The 19,226-nt window shown below is 70.8% G+C and carries 12 protein-coding genes; 2 read left to right on the top strand and 10 right to left on the bottom strand.

The genetic code is table 11. The features are described 5' to 3' along the window. Positions 1 to 183: 183 nt before the first annotated feature. Complete coding sequence (locus tag ACHWVH_RS04785; RefSeq protein WP_394686759.1) at positions 184 to 1,002, bottom strand: UDP-2,3-diacylglucosamine diphosphatase; 819 nt, start codon at positions 1,000 to 1,002, stop codon at positions 184 to 186. Beyond that, complete coding sequence (locus ACHWVH_RS04780) at positions 999 to 2,714, bottom strand: lysophospholipid acyltransferase family protein (protein ID WP_267085457.1); 1,716 nt, start codon at positions 2,712 to 2,714, stop codon at positions 999 to 1,001. The genes ACHWVH_RS04785 and ACHWVH_RS04780 overlap by 4 nt, the downstream gene beginning before the upstream one ends. A 206-nt stretch (positions 2,715 to 2,920) precedes the next feature. On the opposite strand from ACHWVH_RS04780, the gene metK reads away from it, so the two are divergent. Next, a complete protein-coding gene (metK, locus tag ACHWVH_RS04775; RefSeq protein WP_010342184.1) occupies positions 2,921 to 4,132 on the top strand; it encodes a methionine adenosyltransferase in 1,212 nt (403 codons plus the stop codon). A gap of 414 nt (positions 4,133 to 4,546) precedes the next feature. Here the strand turns inward: metK and ACHWVH_RS04770 are convergent, their stop codons facing one another. The 3 genes from ACHWVH_RS04770 to ACHWVH_RS04760 all read right to left on the bottom strand — a co-directional run bounded on the left by ACHWVH_RS04770 (position 4,547) and on the right by ACHWVH_RS04760 (position 9,686). Continuing rightward, positions 4,547 to 5,764 carry a histidine-type phosphatase gene (locus ACHWVH_RS04770; RefSeq protein ID WP_394686758.1) on the bottom strand — a complete coding sequence of 406 codons (1,218 nt, stop codon included), beginning with the start codon at positions 5,762 to 5,764 and terminating at the stop codon, positions 4,547 to 4,549. Between the two features lie 44 nt (positions 5,765 to 5,808). Continuing rightward, positions 5,809 to 6,885 (bottom strand): Ca2+-dependent phosphoinositide-specific phospholipase C, encoded by a 1,077-nt coding sequence (locus ACHWVH_RS04765; RefSeq protein ID WP_394686757.1) that lies wholly within the window; start codon positions 6,883 to 6,885, stop codon positions 5,809 to 5,811. 86 nt (positions 6,886 to 6,971) lie between these two features. Continuing rightward, positions 6,972 to 9,686: a TonB-dependent receptor gene (locus tag ACHWVH_RS04760; RefSeq protein ID WP_394686818.1), complete on the bottom strand. Its 2,715-nt coding sequence runs from the start codon at positions 9,684 to 9,686 to the stop codon at positions 6,972 to 6,974. A 70-nt stretch (positions 9,687 to 9,756) separates the two neighbouring features. Between ACHWVH_RS04760 and ACHWVH_RS04755 the strand changes: the two genes are divergently transcribed. After that, positions 9,757 to 10,071, top strand: coding sequence for a hypothetical protein (locus ACHWVH_RS04755; protein WP_320744551.1), 315 nt, complete (start codon positions 9,757 to 9,759; stop codon positions 10,069 to 10,071). 64 nt (positions 10,072 to 10,135) lie between these two features. Here ACHWVH_RS04755 and ACHWVH_RS04750 read toward each other — a convergent pair whose 3' ends face one another. From ACHWVH_RS04750 to ACHWVH_RS04730, 5 genes are all read right to left on the bottom strand, one after another. Then, positions 10,136 to 12,085, bottom strand: coding sequence for a lipase family alpha/beta hydrolase (locus ACHWVH_RS04750; RefSeq protein ID WP_394686756.1), 1,950 nt, complete (start codon positions 12,083 to 12,085; stop codon positions 10,136 to 10,138). Next, the gene (locus ACHWVH_RS04745) at positions 12,082 to 13,062 is read right to left on the bottom strand and encodes a DUF4105 domain-containing protein (RefSeq protein ID WP_167522050.1); all 981 of its coding nucleotides are present in this window, start codon (positions 13,060 to 13,062) and stop codon (positions 12,082 to 12,084) included. Before ACHWVH_RS04745 ends, ACHWVH_RS04750 begins: the two co-directional genes overlap by 4 nt. 59 nt (positions 13,063 to 13,121) lie before the next feature. Continuing rightward, positions 13,122 to 13,697, bottom strand: coding sequence for a TetR/AcrR family transcriptional regulator (locus ACHWVH_RS04740; RefSeq protein ID WP_017912480.1), 576 nt, complete (start codon positions 13,695 to 13,697; stop codon positions 13,122 to 13,124). A gap of 83 nt (positions 13,698 to 13,780) precedes the next feature. After that, complete coding sequence (ppc, locus tag ACHWVH_RS04735) at positions 13,781 to 16,495, bottom strand: phosphoenolpyruvate carboxylase (RefSeq protein ID WP_394686755.1); 2,715 nt, start codon at positions 16,493 to 16,495, stop codon at positions 13,781 to 13,783. Positions 16,496 to 16,655: 160 nt separating this feature from the next. Further along, complete coding sequence (locus tag ACHWVH_RS04730; protein ID WP_394686817.1) at positions 16,656 to 19,139, bottom strand: prolyl oligopeptidase family serine peptidase; 2,484 nt, start codon at positions 19,137 to 19,139, stop codon at positions 16,656 to 16,658. Positions 19,140 to 19,226 lie beyond the last annotated feature (87 nt).

The raw sequence follows: 19,226 nt of genomic DNA, 5'->3' as shown, positions 1-19,226 counted from the left end.
CCATCGTGGAATAGCGGTCACACCGGGTTCTACGCTTCCATCCAGTGCAGGGACGGCGGTGCCACGCCCGGGGCGATTCGCGACAAGGACACCTGCGGGGCGCGCAGGCGCGGCAGCAGTGGAACGCACGACCTGCCAGTCACGCGCCAGGCTGTGCAGCGCCGCCTGGCACGATCGGCTGATTCAGGCCGCGCGCGGCCAGACGTTCTCCTGCACCAGCCGCAGGCGCGGCGGCAGTTCGCGCAGCACGTCGCCGCGGTGCGAGAGCAGGCGCAGGGTGCCGTCGGCCTCTTCGGCGAGCGCGGTGAGGTTTTCGACCCAGTCGCCGTCGTTGGCGTAGACCAGGCCGTCGCGCTCGAACAGCCCGGCGCGGTGCACGTGACCGCAGATCACCCCGTCCAGGCCGCGGCGGCGCGCGTCGTCCAGGCCGGCAGTGACGAAGCGCTCGATGTAGCGCTCGGCGGCGCTGCTCTGCCGCTTCAGGTAGTCCGCCAGCGACCAGTAGCGCATGCCCAGGCGGCGGCGCACGCGGTTGGTCAACTGGTTGCCGGTGAGGATGCGGTAGTACAGCCAGTCGCCGAACTTCTCCTGCAGGCCCCCGAACTGGGTCACGCTGTCGTAGTCGTCGCCGTGCACCACCAGCAGGCGACGCCCGTCGGCGGTGGCGTGCACCGCGCGCCGGCGCACCTGCATCGCCGGCAGCGCCAGCCCGCAGAAGCGGCGGATCGGCCGGTCGTGGTTGCCGGGCACGTAGATCAGTTCGGTGCCGCCGCGGGCCAGCGCGTGCAGCGCATCGATCACGCGCTGGTGCGCCGCGCTCCACACCGCGCGGCGCTGCGCCATCCACCAGAAGTCGACGATGTCGCCGACCAGGTACAGCTGGTCGCAGCGCAGGCCGCCGAGGAAATCGGCCAGCTCGCGTGCATGGCAATGCGGTGCACCCAGGTGCACATCGGAGACGAACACGGCGCGGCGCGGTGCCAGGCTGTTGAGCGGACTCATGCCACCACCTCTGCTTCGTTGCGGGGACGTTCGAGGTAGCGCGCGCGCTTCTTGCTGCGGATGCGCTGCAGGTCCAGCTCGATCAGGCCGTCGACGGCGTCGTTGAACGCCGGATCCACGCCGAAGGCGAGGAAGCGCGCACCGCCGGGTTCGCACAGATCGGTGTACTGCTTGTAGAGCATCGGCACCGCCGCGCCCAGCGCGTCGAGGTTGCCTTTGAGCACCTTGAAGGCCGTGTCGGCGTCCAGTTCGTCGAACGCCGACGGCGCTTCCGGATACGGGAACGGCCGCGCCGAGGCGGCTTCGCCGCTGGCGTCGCCGTAGTAGCGCGCGTAGTAGGCCACGATCTGCTCGCGCGCTTCGTAGGGCAGCGCGGCGCTGATCGACACCGCGCCGAACAGGTAGCGCACCTGCGGATGGTCCTGCAGATAGGCGCCGATGCCCTGCCACAGGTAATCGATGCTGCGGCTACCCCAGTAGTCCGGCACCACGAAGCTGCGGCCCAGCTCCATGCCCGCGGCGATGCGCGGCAGCATGCCCTCGCCGTAGCGGAACAGTTCGGCGGTGTAGAAGCCGGCCAGGCCGCGCTCGGCCAGCACCGGTGCACCGCGCGCAACCCGGTAGGCGCCGACCACGCGGGTGGCCGCGCCATCCCACAGCACGATGTGTTCGTACCAGGTGTCGTAGTCGTCCAGGTCCAGGCGCCGGCCGGTGCCCTCGCCCACCGCGCGGAAGGTCAGCTCGCGCAGGCGGCCGATCTCGCGCAGCAACGCCGAGCCGGCGCGCAGCCGGCCGACGCGGATCTGCTTGCCGTCCAGGGTATGGCCGAGGCTGCGCAGGCCGGCCACTTCCACGGCCAGTTGCGCCGGATCCTCGGCGGCGACCAGCGCTTCTTCGTTCGGCGCGGCCTGCCCACCGCTGCGGCCGAGCGCATACAGCTCGCTGCGCAGGCGCCGCATCAATTCGGCTTCGGGCAGGTCCTGCGGCAGCGCGCGGGCGCGGCCCAGGCTGAGCGCGATGCGGCGCTCGCGGCGGGCGAACATCTCCCGCGCCAGCAGCGCGGTGCCGGCCGGCTTGAACAGCGCCGAAGCGCCGTAGAACAACGCCGAATTGCGTGCATGGATGCGCACCGGCAGCACCGGCGCGGCGGTGCGCAGGGCGAAGCGCAGGAAGCCGCGGCGCCAGCGTCCGTCGGCGACGCCGCCCCAGCCCAGCCGCGAGACCTCGCCGGCCGGGAACACGATCACGCATTGCTCCTGCGCCAGCGCCTGCTCGATCGCCCGCACGCTGGCCGGCGACGGTGCGCCGCCGAGGATGCGCACCGGCAGCAGCAGGTCGCGCAGGCCTTCCAGCGCCCACAGGAAATCGTTGGCGACGATCTTCACGTCGCGCCGCACCTGGCCCACGCAGTCCAGCAGCGCCAGCGCATCCAGCGCCCCGGAAGGATGATTGGCGACGATCAGCAGGCGCCCGCGCGCCGGGATGCACTCGGCGGCGGTCGGTGCGACCACATAGCGGGCCTGCAGGAAATCCAGTCCGGCCTGGACCAGGGCGAAACCGCGCAGGTCGCGGTTGGCCTCCAGGAACGCGTCCAGCGCGTCCAGTCCCGACCATTTCTGCAGGCCGCGCAGCAATGGCCGGACCAGCCGCGAGCGGCGTCCGGCAAACCAGTGCGGGTAGCGGTCCTGAAGACGGCGTTCGAGTGCGAGCACGGCAAGCCCCCTTGCTGACTGCGCACAGCTTCGGCCGCGGCGGCGACACCGATCTTGCAATCTGACTACGGCAAAGTGACGGGCGCACCATGGCGCGCCAACCGGTTAACCTTGGGCAACGTCCGACCCGGGCAGCATGCACGCCGCCCGGCGCCCGTGTATCATTCGCCTCCATCTTTTCATCCGAATACAAGGATATAGCCGCGATGTCCAGCTATCTCTTCACCTCCGAGTCGGTCTCCGAAGGCCACCCGGACAAGATCGCCGATCAGATCTCCGATGCGGTGCTCGACGCGATCCTGACCCAGGACAAGCGCGCGCGCGTGGCCTGCGAAACGCTGGTCAAGACCGGCGTGGCGATCGTCGCCGGCGAAATCACCACCAGCGCCTGGATCGATCTGGAAGCGCTGACCCGCAAGGTGATCCTGGACATCGGCTACAACAGCTCCGACGTCGGCTTCGACGGCGAGACCTGCGGCGTGCTCAACCTGATCGGCAAGCAGTCGCCGGACATCAACCAGGGCGTGGACCGCAAGAAGCCGGAAGAACAGGGCGCTGGCGACCAGGGCCTGATGTTCGGCTACGCCACCCGCGAGACCGACAGCTTCATGCCGGCCGCCATCCACCTGTCGCACCGCCTGGTCGAACAGCAGGCCAAGGTGCGCAAGAAGAAGAACTCGCCGCTGGCGTGGCTGCGCCCGGACGCCAAGAGCCAGGTCACCCTGCGCTACGAAGACGGCGTGGCGACCGCCATCGATGCGGTGGTGCTGTCCACCCAGCACGATCCGGACATCAAGCAGAAGCACCTGGTCGAGGCCGTGCGCGAGGAAATCCTCAAGCCGGTGCTGCCGGCCAAGTGGCTGCACAAGGGCACCAAGTTCCACATCAACCCGACCGGCAAGTTCGTGATCGGCGGGCCGGTGGGCGACTGCGGCCTGACCGGGCGCAAGATCATCGTCGACACCTACGGCGGCTGGGCGCGCCACGGCGGCGGCGCGTTCTCCGGCAAGGATCCGTCCAAGGTCGACCGTTCGGCCGCCTACGCCGCGCGCTACGTCGCCAAGAACGTCGTCGCCGCCGGCCTGGCCGACCGCTGCGAAGTGCAGGTGTCCTACGCCATCGGCGTGGCCGAGCCGACCTCGATCTCGGTCACCACCTTCGGCACCGGCAAGATCGCCGACGACAAGATCGAGAAGCTGATCCGCAAGCACTTCGACCTGCGTCCGTTCGGCATCATCCAGATGCTCGACCTGATCCACCCGATGTACCAGCAGACCGCCTCGTACGGCCATTTCGGCCGCACCCCGAAGGCCTTCACCTACACCGACGGCACCGGCGCCCAGCACCAGGCCACCGCGTTCTCGTGGGAGAAGACCGACCGCGCCGAGGCGCTGCGCGCGGACGCCAAGCTGAAGTAAGCCGGCCTGCCCGCGCTTGCAAGAAAGAACGGGCCGCATTGCGGCCCGTTCTGCGTTTGGGTGGTAGGAACTGGCCAGTGGCGGACACTGGCAACGGCCATGCAGGCAGGGGTATGCCACGCCGCAGGAACGCTTCCGCGCAGGAGCGGCTTCGGCCGCGACAGGCGTTGCTTGGAACGCGCGTCGCAACGGAAGTCGTTCCGCAGGATGGACTGGGCCTCCTTGTGGGAGGGACTTCAGTCCCGACGACGGAGGGTGTCAGTCGGCTGTCGGCGGCGCTTGCCGCGGCTGCATGACAGTCGACTCCCGCAGGCAGACACGCGCGCTACCGCATCGTCGGCGTGCGCTCAAGGGCGGCCGGCTGTGCTTCGCCCTGGTCCGCCAGGCAGCAGCGATGGTCACGGCGGGAGCGCCTCAGCCGCGGCGCTGCAGCGCGGCCTGCAGCAGCGCCTGGAACTTCGGCAGCGGACACAGCCCGGTCGCGGCGTCGCTGCAACCCGGAATCTGCAGGGTCTGCAGCAGCGGCGGATGGCGCAGGCTCAGCGGGGTCAGCGCGCGCAACTGGTCCAGCGACTGCGCCTGGTAGCGCACACGCACGTAGCGCTGGCCATTGCGTGGGTCGCGCACCTGCTCCACCACCAGCGCCCCGCCGGGGGGCGCGTCGTCGCGGCCGAAACCGGGCAGGTGGAAGTGCAGGTCGAGCAGGCCGCTGAGCGCGGCGATGTGGGTGTCGCTGGCGACCAGCACGCTCAGCCGCGGCGCGTCGTCAGCGCCCAGCGTGTCCAGCAGGCGGTGCGCCAGCGGCGCGCCCGCGCGCGCGGCCATGTACTGCGGCCGTGCGTAGATCTCGAACAGCAAGGCGTGCAGTCGCGACACCGCGGCGATGCGCGCCGGCGTCGCGCGACCCCAGCCGACCTGGTCCAGCGGCATGCCTTCTGCGTACTGCAGGATGAACACCTCGGCCGTGCCCGAGGTCAGGTCCAGCGGGCCGTGCAAGGCCAGGCTGCGCCCGTTCGCGCCCGGGGTCAGCGACGAGGGCATGTGCACGAAGTCGCAGCGCTCCGTGCAGCCGAGGATCTCCTGCATGGTGCGCAGTTCGCGCGCATACGGTGCCAGCACCGCGCCCGGGCCGCCGGTCTGGCGCTGGATCGAGGCCACCGCGGCGGCGGCATCGAACTCCACCGCGCCGGCTTCCACCGGACGGAACAGCGGGTCGTCGCTGCCCTCGGCCTGGTGGCCGGCCTGCAGATGGCAGCCGGGCGCGAGGGTGTCGGCGAGCAGCTCCGCACTGACGATGGTGCGCTGATCGGAGTTGGCGTAGATGCTGACCGTGCCATCGGCCGGGCAGCCCTGCGCCGGCAGCACGCCATCGCGCAGCAGCCATTGCCGGGTGTAGTCGCCGCTGCGTTCCACCGCCGTGCGGCCGTGCGCGGTGAGCAGGCTCGGCGGCGTGTCCCACACCGGCCAGGGTTGCGGCGCCAACGCGGCGGCCGCGGCCTCGCCCGGCAGCGGCGCGCGCACGCCGTGGCGGAACAGCATCCAGACCTTCTCCACCTGCAGCGCGGGCGCGGCCTTGGACGCCGGCCGCGCCTGCGCGCCCAATGCCGCCACCAGCAGCACGACCCACAGCATCCAACGCGTTCTTGTTTTCATCATCGTCCCCAACATGGAAAGTCTCACGGTGCGCTCGTGCCGCATGCGGCCGTGACCCGGTCGCAGCGCAGGCCCGTGGCGATACCGAGCCAGTAGCCCAGCCGCTGCGGATCCGGGGCGCCAGCGTAGTAATCGGTGCTGATCCATTGCGCGCCGGCCTCCAGCGCCGCCCGTGCGCGGCGGCGGTCGTGCGCGCGCGCCTCGCGGCCATCGGTATCGGCGCGGGTGCGCACCAGGAAGCCCTGCGTCACCAGCGCGCGGATCCGCGGCGCCTCGGCCAGCGGATCCTCGATCGACAGCACCGCCGCTTCCGGCTGGTCCGGCGCGTACCAGCCGAACATCATGCGGCCGCGCAGCGATGGATGATCCTGTCGATACAGCGCCTCGTGCCGCGGATTGCCGTCGAGCACGAACAGCATGCGGCCGCGCGCCTGCGCCACCCGCGGCCAGGCATGCGCCAGCACCGCCTCGCGCAGGCTCGGCGCGGCGCCGCGCACGTCGTCGGGCAGGATCAGGCGCGCGCGCCCGACCACCTCGACGATGTCGCGGTCCAGTGAGTCCAGGTCATGAGCGTCGAACGCGGAACGGTGCGGCCACAGGCCCGGCACCGGATCGAAATCCACCGCATTGACCAGCACCACCAGCGGCGTGTGCCGCGGGTGCGCGCGCGACCAGGCGGCGAGGATCGCCAGGCAATCGCGGAAGCGCAGGCAGTGGCTGGCGTAATCCAGGCCCGGCTGGTGCAGGACCTTGGCGCCGGGCGCGTGCATGCGGGCCCGGGTCGCCGCATCCGCGCGTGCATACGGTGCGGCATACAGGCCGCCGTGCGGATCGGCGGCCACGTCGAGTTCGAGTTGCCGCAGCCCCAGCGCGAGCTGGGCCTGCAGCGAAGGATGGCCATAGGCCAGTGCCGGCCATTCGGCGGCGTCGTGCGCCTGCAGGCGCTGGCGCACCTGCGCGGTCGGCACCGGCCGATAGCTGTTATGCGAGCCGAGCAGTTGCACCTGGTCCAGGCGCAGGCCGTCGATCGGCACCGTCACCGGCACCTCTGTCGACCACGCAATTCCCGGCAGGATCGTCAGCGCCAGCCAGACGAACATCGCGGCGATGCCGACAACGCCCCACCCGCCGCACGGCACAGGGCCGTGCGGCGGGTGGCGACGTCCCGCGTGCGCAAGCGCCCGCTTCAGAACGTGTACTTCACGTTCAGCAGCGCGGTGCGGCCGGCATCGACGATGTCGGAGATCGCGGTGCTGTTGTGGCCCACGTGCGCCCAGTAGCTCAGGCGGTTGGTGAGGTTGGCCACCGACAGGTCGGCGCGCAGGTGCTCGTTGAAGGTGTAGCCCACGTGCAGGTCCACGCGGGTGATCGGCTTGACCCACAGGTCGTCCCAGGTGGCGCCGCGGTTGTAGTAGTCGTACACCGAGACGTACTCGCCGGAGTAGTGATAGGCCAGGTTCACCGACAGCGGGCCCTTCTCGTAGAACAGCTCGGCGTTGGCCATCAGGTCCGGCGCGTTCTGGATGCGCTCGTCGTGGAAGCCGTCCATGCCCAGGTCGACGCGGGTGGTCTGGCGGGTGACGTTGGCGCCGATGCCGAAGCCGTCCAGCGGTGCCGGCATGCCCTGCAGGGTCTGCCGCACCGCGGCCTCGACGCCGAGCACCTTGCCGTCGCCGCCGTTCTGCGGACGCACGTAGCGCACATTGCCGGCGCCGGTGCTGGTGCCGGCGTTGGCCGGATCCGAGCCGCTCTCGTAGATGTAGTCGGTCAGGCGCTTGTAGTAGCCGGCCAGCATCGCGTGGCCGCCGTGGCCGTTGTCCCACTCGCCGGACAGGTCGACGTTGAGCGACTTGATCGGCTTCAGGTCCGGATTGCCCTCGGTGATGACCGTGGTGCCGTCGCTGGAGACGTCGTAGTTGGCGCCGCCGCCGAGCTGCACCAGCGCCGGCCGGGTGTAGCTGGTCCACACCGAGGCGCGGTACACCGCATTGCCGTTGCCCGGGCGGTAGTTCAGGAACACGCTCGGCAGCGGCACGTCGTAGCTGGTGTGGTTGCTGCTGAAGAAGCCGGGCAGTTCGTTGCCGTTGGCGTCTTCGGGCATGGTCCAGAAGGTGTTGCGGATGCTGGTGTGCTCGAAGCGCACGCCCGGGATCACTTCCAGGTCGCCGCTGCGGAAGGTGGCCATCGCATACGCCGAGGTCACCGCCTCGTCGCCACGCATGGTCGCGCAGTTCTGGTTGTTGATCGCCAGGCTGCCGCAGGTGTCGAAGCTGGCCGCGGTCAGATGCTGGGCGATCATCGCCTTCAGCCCGCCGTTGCTGAGCTTGACCGTCGGCCATGCGTACTTGCCCGGGTACACCGAGTCGTACTGGCCGACCACCAGGCCGGTGTCGCGCAGCAGGGTGCCGTCGGTGAACTTGCTGTTGGTCCAGTCGCGCGAGGTGAAGTCGCGGGAGCTGTCGACATACTTCACGCCGAACTGGAGGTTGCTCAGCGCGCCCTGGTCGAAGTCGTAGCGCACGTCGAACTTGGCGCCGCCCTTGGTCTGGCCGCTGTAGGACTTGGTCAACTGGCCGTAGCGACGCGCATACAGGCTGCCGATGTCGCTGGCCTGGGCCTGCAGCGCCGGGGTCAGCAGCGGCTTGGGGAAGCCGTCGCCGTCGTAGCCGGAGAAGGTGCTGGCACCGCCGTACGGGAACTGGGTGGAGGCGTACTGGTCCACGCGCGCGGAGATTTCCACGTGGTCCGGGCGATCGTTGTCGCCGTAGCTGTAGAACAGGTTCGGCGACAGCGTCCAGTTGCCCAGTTGCTTGTCGGCGCCGAACTGGAAGGTGGCCAGGTCCGCCACTTCCGGGTTGGTCTCGTACCAGTAGCGCACCGCCACGCGGTTGATCTGCGGCTGGTACACGCCGGTGGTGCCGATCTGCGCCAGGCTCACGTTGGCCGGCACCAGCTGGGTGTAGCCGGTGTTCTGCTCGGTCTTGGCGTAGGCGTAGGTGGCGCGCGCGTACAGCTGCAGGCTCGGGTCGACGTGCCAGTCGAAGGACACGTTGCCGCCGTAGCGCTTGGTGTCGCCGGCGGAATAGCCGATGTTGGCGCCGGTGGCCATCAGCAGGTCCTGCGGATCGTAGCCGGGCGCCGGCTGGCCGCTGGCCGTGGTGCGCGAGAAGTACTTCTTGCCCCAGTCGCCACGCGAGGCGGCGGCGTTGGCCACTTCGCTGTTCACGTAGTGGCGCTCGTCGTAGTACGCGCTGGTGTACACGCCGAACTGGTTGTCGGCGCCGAACTTGGCGTGGAATTCGCCCGCCGCGCCCTTGCCCAGGCCGTTGTCGCCGTAGTCGCGCGCGCGGCTTTCCATACGCCCGCTGGCGGTGACGCTGCCGCCCATCGCCTCGCTGTAGTCGAAGCCGCTGGGGGTGCGGTAGTCGATGGTGCCGCCGATCGCGTCGCCGTCCATCGCCGCGGTGGAGGTCTTGTTCAACACGATGGTCTGCAGGCCCGACGGCGGCAGCAGGCTCAGCTGCACGCTGCGGCTGTAGGGCAGGCCCTGGGCCACGTTGACGCCGTTGATCAGGTTGACGTTGTACTCGGCATTGAGGCCACGCACCGAGGCGAACATGCCCTCGCCGCGCGCGGCGCCGTCGACGCCGCCGAAGTACGACTGCCCGGTGTTGACCACGTTGACGCCGGGCAGCAGTCCCAGCGCCTCGGCGATGTTGTGCACGGCGGTGTACTTCAGGTCCTCGGCCGACAGCACGTTGGCCGTGTTGGTCGCGGCCATCTGCATGTCCGCGGCGTTGTAGCGGGTGACGGCGACGGTGATCTTGTCCAGGGTCTTGGCGCTGGCGTCGGACGCGGCGGTCTGCGTCTCCTGCGCATCCTGCGCCTGGGCCAAGGCCATCGGCGCGACACCGAGCAACGCGGCGGCGATCGCCAGTGACAGGCGTTTCTGAAGATGGATCGAGTGCGACATGAAAAATCCGAACGTAGGCGCGACCAACGGAACGGGCCGCAGGCCGGGCATGGAGGGGAGAGAGGCCGTGATCGTGTTAGCGGCGGCGCGCATTGTTGGCAGGCGCGGCTGCAATTTGATGACAACGATGTCACCGCAGGTCGTCGACCGACGATTCGGCGCCTTTCCTGCGCAATTCGGCACAATTGAAACCATTCGCCGTGCCGTCTTGCGGCTGCGCCACCGATGGCAGCGCGACATCCTGGCCGCTTCCGTCGACGCGGCGGCCAACGCTCCAGCAGGCGATGCCTCGCCCAGCCCGTGGGGCGCATGAGGCGACAACGCAACCCAGCGGGCGCTCGACGAAGAACGCGCACAACCGCCCGTCACGGGCAGCGTCACCGCGTCGCGGCGGCGTCCACCTGCAATTGCGCATGCAGGATGCGGCGGATCTCCAGGATCGCCTGCGGCGTCTCCTGCACGCTGTGGCCGGAGGTGATCACCAGTTCGGAGACCGCGCCCGGCAGATGCGCGCTGCGGTACGGCACCAAGCCGTCGTCGGAGTCGGCCAGCGGCACCGCCGGATCGCGGCGGGCGATGATGGTGTGGTAGCGCACCGCCGACGAAATCGGCAGGTCCGCCGCCGCGCGCACGAACGGATCGGTGTCGCGCAGGTTGTCGATGCTGTTGGGCACGCGCATCGGCGCGCCGTCGGGGCCGTCGATCCCCTGCAGCAAGGTGTTCAAGCGATCGAGCAGCGTCACCGGCAGGCGCACCAGGCGCCCGGCCAGGCGGCCGAGGCGCCCTTCGGCGAAGGTGGTGCCGCGTTGCGGCGCGGCGATGAAGATGGCGCGGTCCACCTCCGGCAACGGCGCGAAGCGCAGCAGCGGCTGCAACTGCGCCAGCGCCTGCGGGTCCAGCGGGCGCCGGTCGCCGCGCGCGCCGATCAGGTCGTTCCACAGCGTGTCGCCGGAGTCGCTGACCAACAGGCGCCCGATCACCCCGCCCATGCTGTGGCCGATCAGGACCATGTGCTGCGAGGCCGGCGCCTGCCCCTGCGGGTCGAAATGGCGCAGGGTCTGCTGCACCAGCGTCTCGATCTGCGCGCGGTTCCAGGCGATCGGCATGTTGGTCGGATAGTAGACCTGCCAGATCTGGTAGTGGCGGCGCAGTTGTTCGTCGCCCATCAGTTCGTTGGCGACGTTGACCCAGGCCTCCGGACTGCTGGCCAGGCCGTGCAGCATCAGGATGATGCGTCGGTCCGGATCGTACGGCTGCATCAGGTACAGATGCGGCTGGTCGATGCCATCCTCGCGGCCGAGCATGGAGCGCAGCGACTGCCGCGCGAAGCCGGCACGGGCCAGCCACAGGCCATAGGCCGCAGTGAAGTTGGCCGCCAGTGGCAGGCGCTGGCCGTGCACCTCGACCTCGCCGTCGCGGTACGGATCGTAGGGCGCGACCACCACGCTGCGGGTGTCCAGCACCTGCGCCAGGCTGTCGCCGTCGAAGCGCAGCAGCACCGTGGTCGGCGCATACGGCATCTCGCTGAACGCCGGCGCGTGCGGGTTTGGCGTGGCCTTGGCGGCCGCCGCCGCGGTCGGGTCGCCGACCTTGGACGGTGCGATCTCCGCGACCAGTTCGGCGCCGAAGCCGTCGCGACGGTAGGTGCTGCGTAAGCCATCGAAGCGCAGCGTCGACGCCGGCAGCATCGCGTCCGGACGCGCCACGCCACCCGGCAGGCGGAAGCTGCCCATGTCCGCGCGCACCTGCCAGCCGGCCGTGCGCAGCGTGTCGTCGTCGTGCAACTCGCCGCTGGCGCTGCCGGCGCGCCAGCGCAGGAACAGCTCGCCGACCACCTGCTGCACGGCGTAGTTGTAGTAGTCGCGCACCTGGGTCTGCCGGTCCTCGAAGGCGCGCGCGCTGGCCGGGCGCTGGGTGTAGAACAGGTAGGCGTAGGCGTAGCGCGCGGCTTCCAGCCAGGCCTGCAGCGTCGCATCGTCCAGCGCCCTCGCCTGCCGCGGCGTGCGCACATTGGCCGCATGCACCCACAGCTCCGACAGGGTCGCCAGCCGCCGCTCCTGATCCAGCCCCTGCAGGGCGCGCAGCTGCGTGGCGCAGGCCGGAACGTCCGCCTCGCAGGTCTTGGGATCGAGCGCGAGCACGCGCAACGTCTCCAGACTGGCATCGCTGAGTTTGCCGGTGCTGAGCACGTCGCCGCGCTGGGTGGCGATGTAGTCGGCAGCGCTGCGCGACTGCACGCTGACCATGGCGCAGCCGCTGCCGAGCAGCAGCCCGGCAGCCAGCAGCGCGGTGCCCGCGCACCGCGCAAGACGTAAGTACCGGGTCATGGCGCGACGGCGGGATCGTCGCCGGGAATGCCGGCGCGGATGCGCGTGGAGAAGTCGTCGCCAACGCCAGCCGCGCGCGCGCGTTCGCCGATGCGGCCGCGCGCGCGCAGCGTGGCCAGGCTGTAGCCGGGCACGAAGCCGTGCTGCGCGTAGACGTAGGACGGCAGGTAGCCGGACAGCAGCAGGCGGATGTCGAGCGGCAGTGCGGGATCGAGCTTGCGCGCCAGTTCGAACACGATGGTGGTGCAGTTGCTGGTGGCGGTGTTGTAGAACCGCGGGGTGCGCTGCAGTTGCTGCGCCCGCGCCACGTAGCCCAGGAACAGCTGGCGCAGTTGCGCACGCGACAGGTTGAGCCGGTACAGATAGACGTCCTCGCCGCGCACGTTGCTGCGCACCGCCAGGATGTCGCGTTCGTCGGCGGCGACCATCACCTGCTCGAAGTTGCGGAAGAACCCGGCCAGCGCCGAGAACGCCTCGCCGCGCTCCTTGCGGATCTCCAGCGAGAACACCACGCGACGGCCGTCGTCGAAGCCGAACGAGACCAGGGTGTGGGCGATCGCCGGCCCCATCCAGTACGACAGCGCGAGGTCCGCCGAGGCCAGCCGCTCCAGGTCGTAACGGCGCGTCTCCCAGCGGGGGGTGTAGTCGTGGTCGCTGCGCCAGGCGAAATTGCGCACGTTGTGCAGGGTCACCACATGCCCGTCCACCTGCGGCTGCAGCAGTTGCGCGACATCGTCGGCCCAGTCGCGGTTCTGCTGCGGCTGCAGCGCCGACCAGCCCACCGCCATGCCGGCGCAGCCGACCGCGAACAGCAGCGGCAGCACGCGGTACTCGCGCGGATGCCGCAGGCCCCACAGCGCCGCGCCGCCCAAGGCGGCCCACAGCAGCGCCGAGCCGTAGCGCACCACCGCGCCGGTATGCGGCAGATAGCTCAGGAACAGCGCCCCCCACAGGCTGGCGCCGAGCACCGCCAGCATCGCCAGTGCGCGCGCCAGCCGCCATGGCCAGGCGCGTCGACGCGCGGCGCCGTCGGCGCTCACAACTCGGCCGCCGCCGCGGGCGTGGCCAGGGCGTGGCACAGCAGGCGGCAACAACGCTGCGCCAGCGCCTTGCGTTCGGCCTCGTCGCTGCCGCGCTGGCAGGCGCCGAGCATGTCCATCGCCAGGGCCAGGTCCTGCTCGCCCAGGTCCGCGCGGCACAGGCCGGCGGCGATGGCGCGCTGCAGGTACGGCAGCAGGATCGCCATCGCCCGCGTATGCGCCGCGGCGATCGTCGGATGCTCGCGCGGCATCGACCGCCAGTAGTCGGCCAGCGGCGCCGACATCGCGATGTGTTCGGCGACGTCGTACATCAGCAGGAACAGCCCGTCCGGCCGCGTGCCGATCTCGCGCGCGCAGCCCTCCAGGCCGTCCAGGCCGCGTTCCAGCAGCGCCGCCATCAACTCGGTGCGGTCGGCGAAATGGCGGTACAGGGTGGCGCGGCCGAGGCCGGCGCGCTCCACCACCAGTTCCAGCGGCGCTAGCACGCCGTGCGCGCAGAACACCTCGTCGGCGGCGTCCAGCAACAGGCGGCGGCGGTGGGCGGTATCGGCTCGCATCTCCATGCGCGGCATTATCGGACAATTTTGTCCGCTTGCAAGCGGATCACGGCCGGCCGCCGCCGGTACCCACCGGCGGCGCCCTGGAAGCACCGGGCTCAGCCGGTGTTCTGCACGCCCTGGGCGACGCCGTTGACGCAGGCCACCAGCGCCCGCAGCAGGTCCTCGTCTTCGCCGTCGGTGGCGCGCCAGCGCTGCAGCAGGTCCACCTGCAGCACGCTGATGGGGTCGATGTACGGATTGCGCAGGCGGATCGACAAGGCCAGGCGCGGATCGTGCTGCAGCAGCGACGACTGCCCGGTCAGCGCCTTCACCCAGCCCTTGGTCAGCGCCAGTTCGTCGCGGATGCGCGGGAAGAAGCGCGCGTGCAGCGGCCCGGACAGGCGCGAGAACATCTCGGCGATGTTGAGGTCGCCCTTGGACAGGACCATGGCGATGTCGTCGAGGAAGGTGCGGAAGAACGGCCAGTCCGCGGCCATCGCGCGCAGCGCGTCCTCGTGGCCGGCGTCCACCGCCGCCTGCAGGCCGCTGCCCACGCCGTACCAGCCCGGGATCACCGCGCGCGCCTGGCTCCAGGCGAATACCCAGGGAATCGCCCGCAGGTTGGACAGCGCCGCATCCTGGCCGAGCCGCCGCGACGGCCGCGAGCCCAGGGTCATGCGCTCGATCACGTCGATCGGCGTAGCCAGGCGGAAATAGCGCATGAACTCGGCATCGCCGACGAAGCCGCGGTACGCCTGGCTGCTGTGCTCGGCGACCAGGTCCATCACCGGCCGCCAGCCGGCCTCGCGCGCATCGGCCGCACGCGGGCGCAGGCTCGACAGCAGCACCGCGCCGGTCATCTGTTCGAGCGAACGCAGCGCCAGCGCGCGGATGCCGTACTTGCGGTGGATCACCTCGCCCTGCTCGGTCACGCGCAGGCGCCCGTCGACGCTGCCGCGCGGCGCCGCTTCGAGCGCGCGCGTGGTCTTGCCGCCGCCGCGCACGATCGAGCCGCCGCGGCCGTGGAAGAAGGTCAGGCGGATGCCGAGTTCGGCCGCCGCCTCCAGCAGTTCCACCTGCGCGCGCTGCAGGCCCCAGCGCGAGGCGGCGATGCCGCCGTCCTTGCCGCTGTCGGAATAGCCGAGCATCACCATCTGCACGTCGTCGCGCGCGGCCAGGTGGCGACGGTAGACCGGGTCGGCCAGCAGATCGCGCAGGGTCGCGGTGCCGCCGCGCAGGTCGTCCACGGTCTCGAACAGCGGCACGATGTCCAGCGGCACCGCGCCGTCGGCATCGACCAGGCCGCCGCGGCGCGCCAGCGCCAGCACGGTCAGCACGTCGGCGCGGTCGTGCGCCATCGAGATGATGTAGCTGCCCAGCGCATCGGCGCCGTGCCGCGCGCGCGCATCGGCGAGCGCGGCGAACACCGCGTCCAGCCGCGCATTGCCTTCGTCGTCGGCCGCCGGCAGCGCCTGTTCGCCGCTGGCGTAGGGGCCGAGCAGGCCTGCGCGCGCTTCCACCGCGCGCGCGTCCCAGTCCTGCGTGTCCAGCGCGGCGGCGACCGCGCGTGCATGCACGCTGGACTCCTGGCGCACGTCCAGCCGCGCCAGGTGAAAGCCGAAGCTGCGCACCCGCCACAGCAGGCGCCGCACCGCGAACCAGCCGGCGTGCAGGCCCTTGTTGGCCTGCAGGCTGTCCAGGATCAACTGCAGGTCGCTTTCCAGTTCGGCCGGCGCGGCATAGGCACCGGGCGCATCGTCCAGGGTCGCCTGCAGGCGCGCGCGCATCAGATCGTTCAGCAGGCGGTACGGCATGTCGCCGTGACGCGGCCGCGAGCGCGCCGCGGCCTCCGGCAGCAGTTGCCGGTAACGCTCCAGTTGCTCCAGCAGCGGCGCGCTGACCGCGACCAGGGTGGTCGACTGGCTGAGCAGGCTGGCGAGCTGCCACAGTTCCTTCAGATAGCGCTCCAGCACCGCACGCCGCTGCGCGTCGAGCGTGGCGGTGATGGTGGCGGCATCGACGTTGGGGTTGCCGTCCATGTCGCCGCCGACCCAGGTGCCGAAGCGCAGCAGCCGCGGCAGGCTCAGCGCCTGCCCGTAGGTCTGCTCGATGGCGTGCTCCAGGGTCTCGTACATCACCGGGATCACCCGGTACAGCACCTGGGTCAGGTAGAAGCCGACATGCTCGCGCTCGTCCTCCACGGTGGGACGCACCGGCGAGGAATCGGCGGTCTGCCACGAGGCGGTCAGCGCCATGCGGAAGCGCGCCGCGTCGGTGGCGCGCTCGCCCGGGGTGCGCAGGCCGTCGAGGTTGTCGACCAGGCTGGCCACCATCAACTGTTCCTTCTCCAGCAGCGCGCGCCGCACCGCCTCGGTCGGGTGCGCGGTGAACACCGGCTCCACGTCGATGCGCGGCAGCCAGTCGCGCAGTTCGTCGATGCCGACGCCCTGCGCCTTGAGCCGGCGCAAGGCGTCGAGCAGGCCGTCCGGCTGCGGCGTGTCGGCGCTGCTGCGCTGGTAATCGCGGCGGCGGCGGATGCGGTGCACGCGCTCGGCGATGTTGACCACCTGGAAATAGGTGCTGAAGGCGCGCACCAGCGCTTCGGCATCGCGCGGTGCGCGACCGGCGAGTTGCTCGCTCAGCGAGGACAGCGGCGCGGCGCGCTCGCGGCGCGCGATCGCGGTGGTGCGGATGCGTTCGATCTCGTCGAGGAACTGCGCCGAGACCTGTTCGGCGAGCAGGTCGCCCACCAGGGCGCCGAGGCGGCGCACGTCGTCGCGCAGGGGAAGGTCGGGGGTGGCGAGGACGATGCTGCTGCGGGACTCGTTCATCGGGAAACGCATGGCTCGGCAGTGGGGGCGCCGCAAGCCTAACCGAAAAGGGATCGCGTTCCCGTCGGCCGCGCGACGGTTTCAAAGCGAACCATTTGCACTGCACAGCAGCGCCCTGCGCCACGGCGGCACGCACGTGCGGCCGTGGCGCAGGCGCGGCTCAGCGCGGCGTGGCGCCTGCCGCAGCCGGCATGGACGTCGGCGTGGGCGCCGGTCCCAGATAGGTGCGCAGCCAGCGCTCGCTCTCGGCCAGCATCTGCAGCACCGACTCGCGCGCGCGGTAGGCATGCGCCTCGTTGGGCAGCATCACCAGCCGCGCGGTGCCGCCGTTGCCCTTGATCGCCGCGTACATGCGCTCGCTCTGGATCGGGAAGGTGCCGGAGTTGTTGTCCTCGGCGCCGTGGATCAGCAGCAGCGGATCCTTGATCCGGTCAGCGTAGTTGAACGGCGACATCGCCTGGTACACCGGCTGCGCCTGCCAGTAGGTGCGCTCCTCGGACTGGAAGCCGAACGGGGTCAGCGAGCGGTTGTAGGCGCCGCTGCGGGCGATGCCGGCCTTGAACAGGCGCGTGTGCGCGAGCAGGTTGGCGGTCATGAAGGCGCCGTAGGAATGCCCGCCGATGGCGATGCGGTTGCGGTCGGCGACGCCGCGCCGCACCACCTCGTCCACCGCCGCCTGCGCATCGGCGACCAGTTGCTCGACGTAGGTGTCGTTGGGTTCGCGCGCACCCTCGCCGACGATCGGCATCGACGGATCGTTGAGCACCGCATAGCCCAGCGCCAGGAACGCCTGCGGGCCCCAGTAGCCGATCGCGTTGAAGCGGTACGGCGAATCGGTGACCTGGCTGGCGGCGTCGGCGGATTTGAACTCGCCTGGGTAGGCCCACATCAGCATCGGCAGCGGGCCGTCGCGCTTGGCGTCGTAGCCCGGCGGCAGCAGCAGGGTCGCGGTCAGCTCCACCCCGTCCTTGCGCCGATAGCGGATCTGTTCCTTATGCACGTCGCGCAACTGCGGCGTGGGATGGGTGAAATGGGTCAGCGCCACCGGCTCCGCGTTCGCAGCGTCGAGCCGGTAGAAATTGCGCGGCTCCCGCGGCGTTTCGCGGGTGATCAGCAGGCGCTGGCCACTGGCGTCGAGCAAGGCCTGCGGCACCGCGTAATACGGCGCCTGCGACTGGAACAGGCGCGTGCTTTTCCGCGTGTCCAGATCGTAGCGATCCAGGAACGGTCGATCGCCCTGCGGGGAGGCGCCTTCGCCGCGCAGGAACAGGCTGTGACCGTCGGCGGCGATCAACAGGCGCGGGTTGCCGGCCGCATCGCGCTCCGTCACCGGCGTGCCCGGATCCGCGTAGCGGTCCTCCTGCGAACGCTCTACCAGCAGCTGCGGCGCCTGCGCGGGATGGTCCGGGGCCACGCGCCATTGTCTGGTCTGGCGCGTCTTCCACCAGAACTCGTCGATCAGCGCAAGGTCGCCGCGGCCCCAGGCGATGCCGGCGAAGCGCGACTGCAGGCGCGCCAGCGTCACCGGCGGTGTCTTGAACGGCGCCGCCTGCATCAGCACCGCGTCGCGCACCGCCGCTTCGCGCGCGGGGTCGCCGCCGTCCTGGGCCTCGGCCCAGACCAGGGTGGCCGGCGCGTCGCTGCGCCAGTCGATATCGCGCACGCCGGTGCGCACCGCATCGTTGCCGGTCGGCAGGCCTTCCACCAGCGGCAGCTGCGCCACCGTGTGCACCGGCTTGCCGGCGCGGTCCAGCACCTCGATGGTGCGCGGGAAGCCACTGGCCGGCACCAGGTAGGAGAACGGCCGCTGCAGGCGCTGCGCCAGCAGATAACGGCCGTCCGGCGACGGCGCCAGCGACAGATACAGGTCGGGAGACGCGATGCGCTGCATCCGCCCGTCGACGTCGACCAGCGCCGGCTGCGCGCGTAGTTGATAGTCGAACTGGCGCGCGTCGGCCTCGTTCTTCAGCAGGTCCTGGTAGGTGCGCAAGGCGGTGGCCCCACCACCGGCGGTCTGCTGCACTGCCGGCCCGGTCGGCACCGCGTCGGCGGGCGGCGCCGCGCCCTGCGCTTGCGGCTGCAGCAACACCAGCAGTTGGCGGCTGTCGGGCATCCACGCATAGCCCTCGCCGGACACCGTGTTGAGCCGCTCGGCGACACGTCGCGCCCGCCGCGCGGCGATGTCCACCACCCACAGTTCGTTGGCGCCGCTGCGCCCGTCGACCTGGTTGAAGGCCAGATGCCGCTGGTCCGGTGCCCAGGCCATGCCGGCGATCGACAGCGGCGACGGCAAGCCTTCGATCTGCAGCTCGCTGCCGTCGGCGATGCGCAGCAGCCACAGCTTGTCGCCGAAGGCGAAGCGGCTCTGCGAGCGGGTGCGCGGATGGATGCGCAGCCCGGCCAGCTTGAGTTCCGGCTGCGCGACCTGGGCGATGCCGGGCAGCGCAGGCAACTGCAGCATCGCCGCCAGATCGCGCCGCGGGCTCAGCGACAGCTGCGGCGGTCGCGGCGCATCGACGATGGCCTGCAGTGGCGCCGAAGGCAGTTGGTAGCCGCTTTCCGCAGGATCGGCGGCAGCCGCCGCCGCGGGTGCCGGGGCCGCGTTGGCGGCGGCGCTGCCGGCCGCGGCCAGGGCCGCGCACAGCAGGCCGCAGACCGGCCTGGCGACACGGCGGCGCCCGCGCACTGTGATCTGGCTCATCTCTTCCCCTCTCCTTCGCATCGATCGAAC

This window comes from uncultured Xanthomonas sp. (assembly GCF_964278005.1).
Classification (GTDB): domain Bacteria; phylum Pseudomonadota; class Gammaproteobacteria; order Xanthomonadales; family Xanthomonadaceae; genus Xanthomonas_A; species Xanthomonas_A sontii.
This window is presented reverse-complemented; position numbering and strand designations above follow the sequence as displayed.

Coding starts and splice junctions, on each gene's coding strand:
- ACHWVH_RS04755 (WP_320744551.1), top strand. CDS start 9,757: ATGAAAAATCCGAACGTAGGCGCGACCAACGGAACGGGCCGCAGGCCG.
- metK (WP_010342184.1), top strand. CDS start 2,921: ATGTCCAGCTATCTCTTCACCTCCGAGTCGGTCTCCGAAGGCCACCCG.
- ACHWVH_RS04785 (WP_394686759.1), bottom strand. CDS start 1,002: ATGAGTCCGCTCAACAGCCTGGCACCGCGCCGCGCCGTGTTCGTCTCC.
- ACHWVH_RS04765 (WP_394686757.1), bottom strand. CDS start 6,885: ATGTTCGTCTGGCTGGCGCTGACGATCCTGCCGGGAATTGCGTGGTCG.
- ppc (WP_394686755.1), bottom strand. CDS start 16,495: ATGAACGAGTCCCGCAGCAGCATCGTCCTCGCCACCCCCGACCTTCCC.
- ACHWVH_RS04745 (WP_167522050.1), bottom strand. CDS start 13,062: ATGCTGGCGGTGCTCGGCGCCAGCCTGTGGGGGGCGCTGTTCCTGAGC.
- ACHWVH_RS04750 (WP_394686756.1), bottom strand. CDS start 12,085: ATGACCCGGTACTTACGTCTTGCGCGGTGCGCGGGCACCGCGCTGCTG.
- ACHWVH_RS04770 (WP_394686758.1), bottom strand. CDS start 5,764: ATGCTGTGGGTCGTGCTGCTGGTGGCGGCATTGGGCGCGCAGGCGCGG.
- ACHWVH_RS04740 (WP_017912480.1), bottom strand. CDS start 13,697: ATGCCGCGCATGGAGATGCGAGCCGATACCGCCCACCGCCGCCGCCTG.
- ACHWVH_RS04760 (WP_394686818.1), bottom strand. CDS start 9,686: ATGGCCTTGGCCCAGGCGCAGGATGCGCAGGAGACGCAGACCGCCGCG.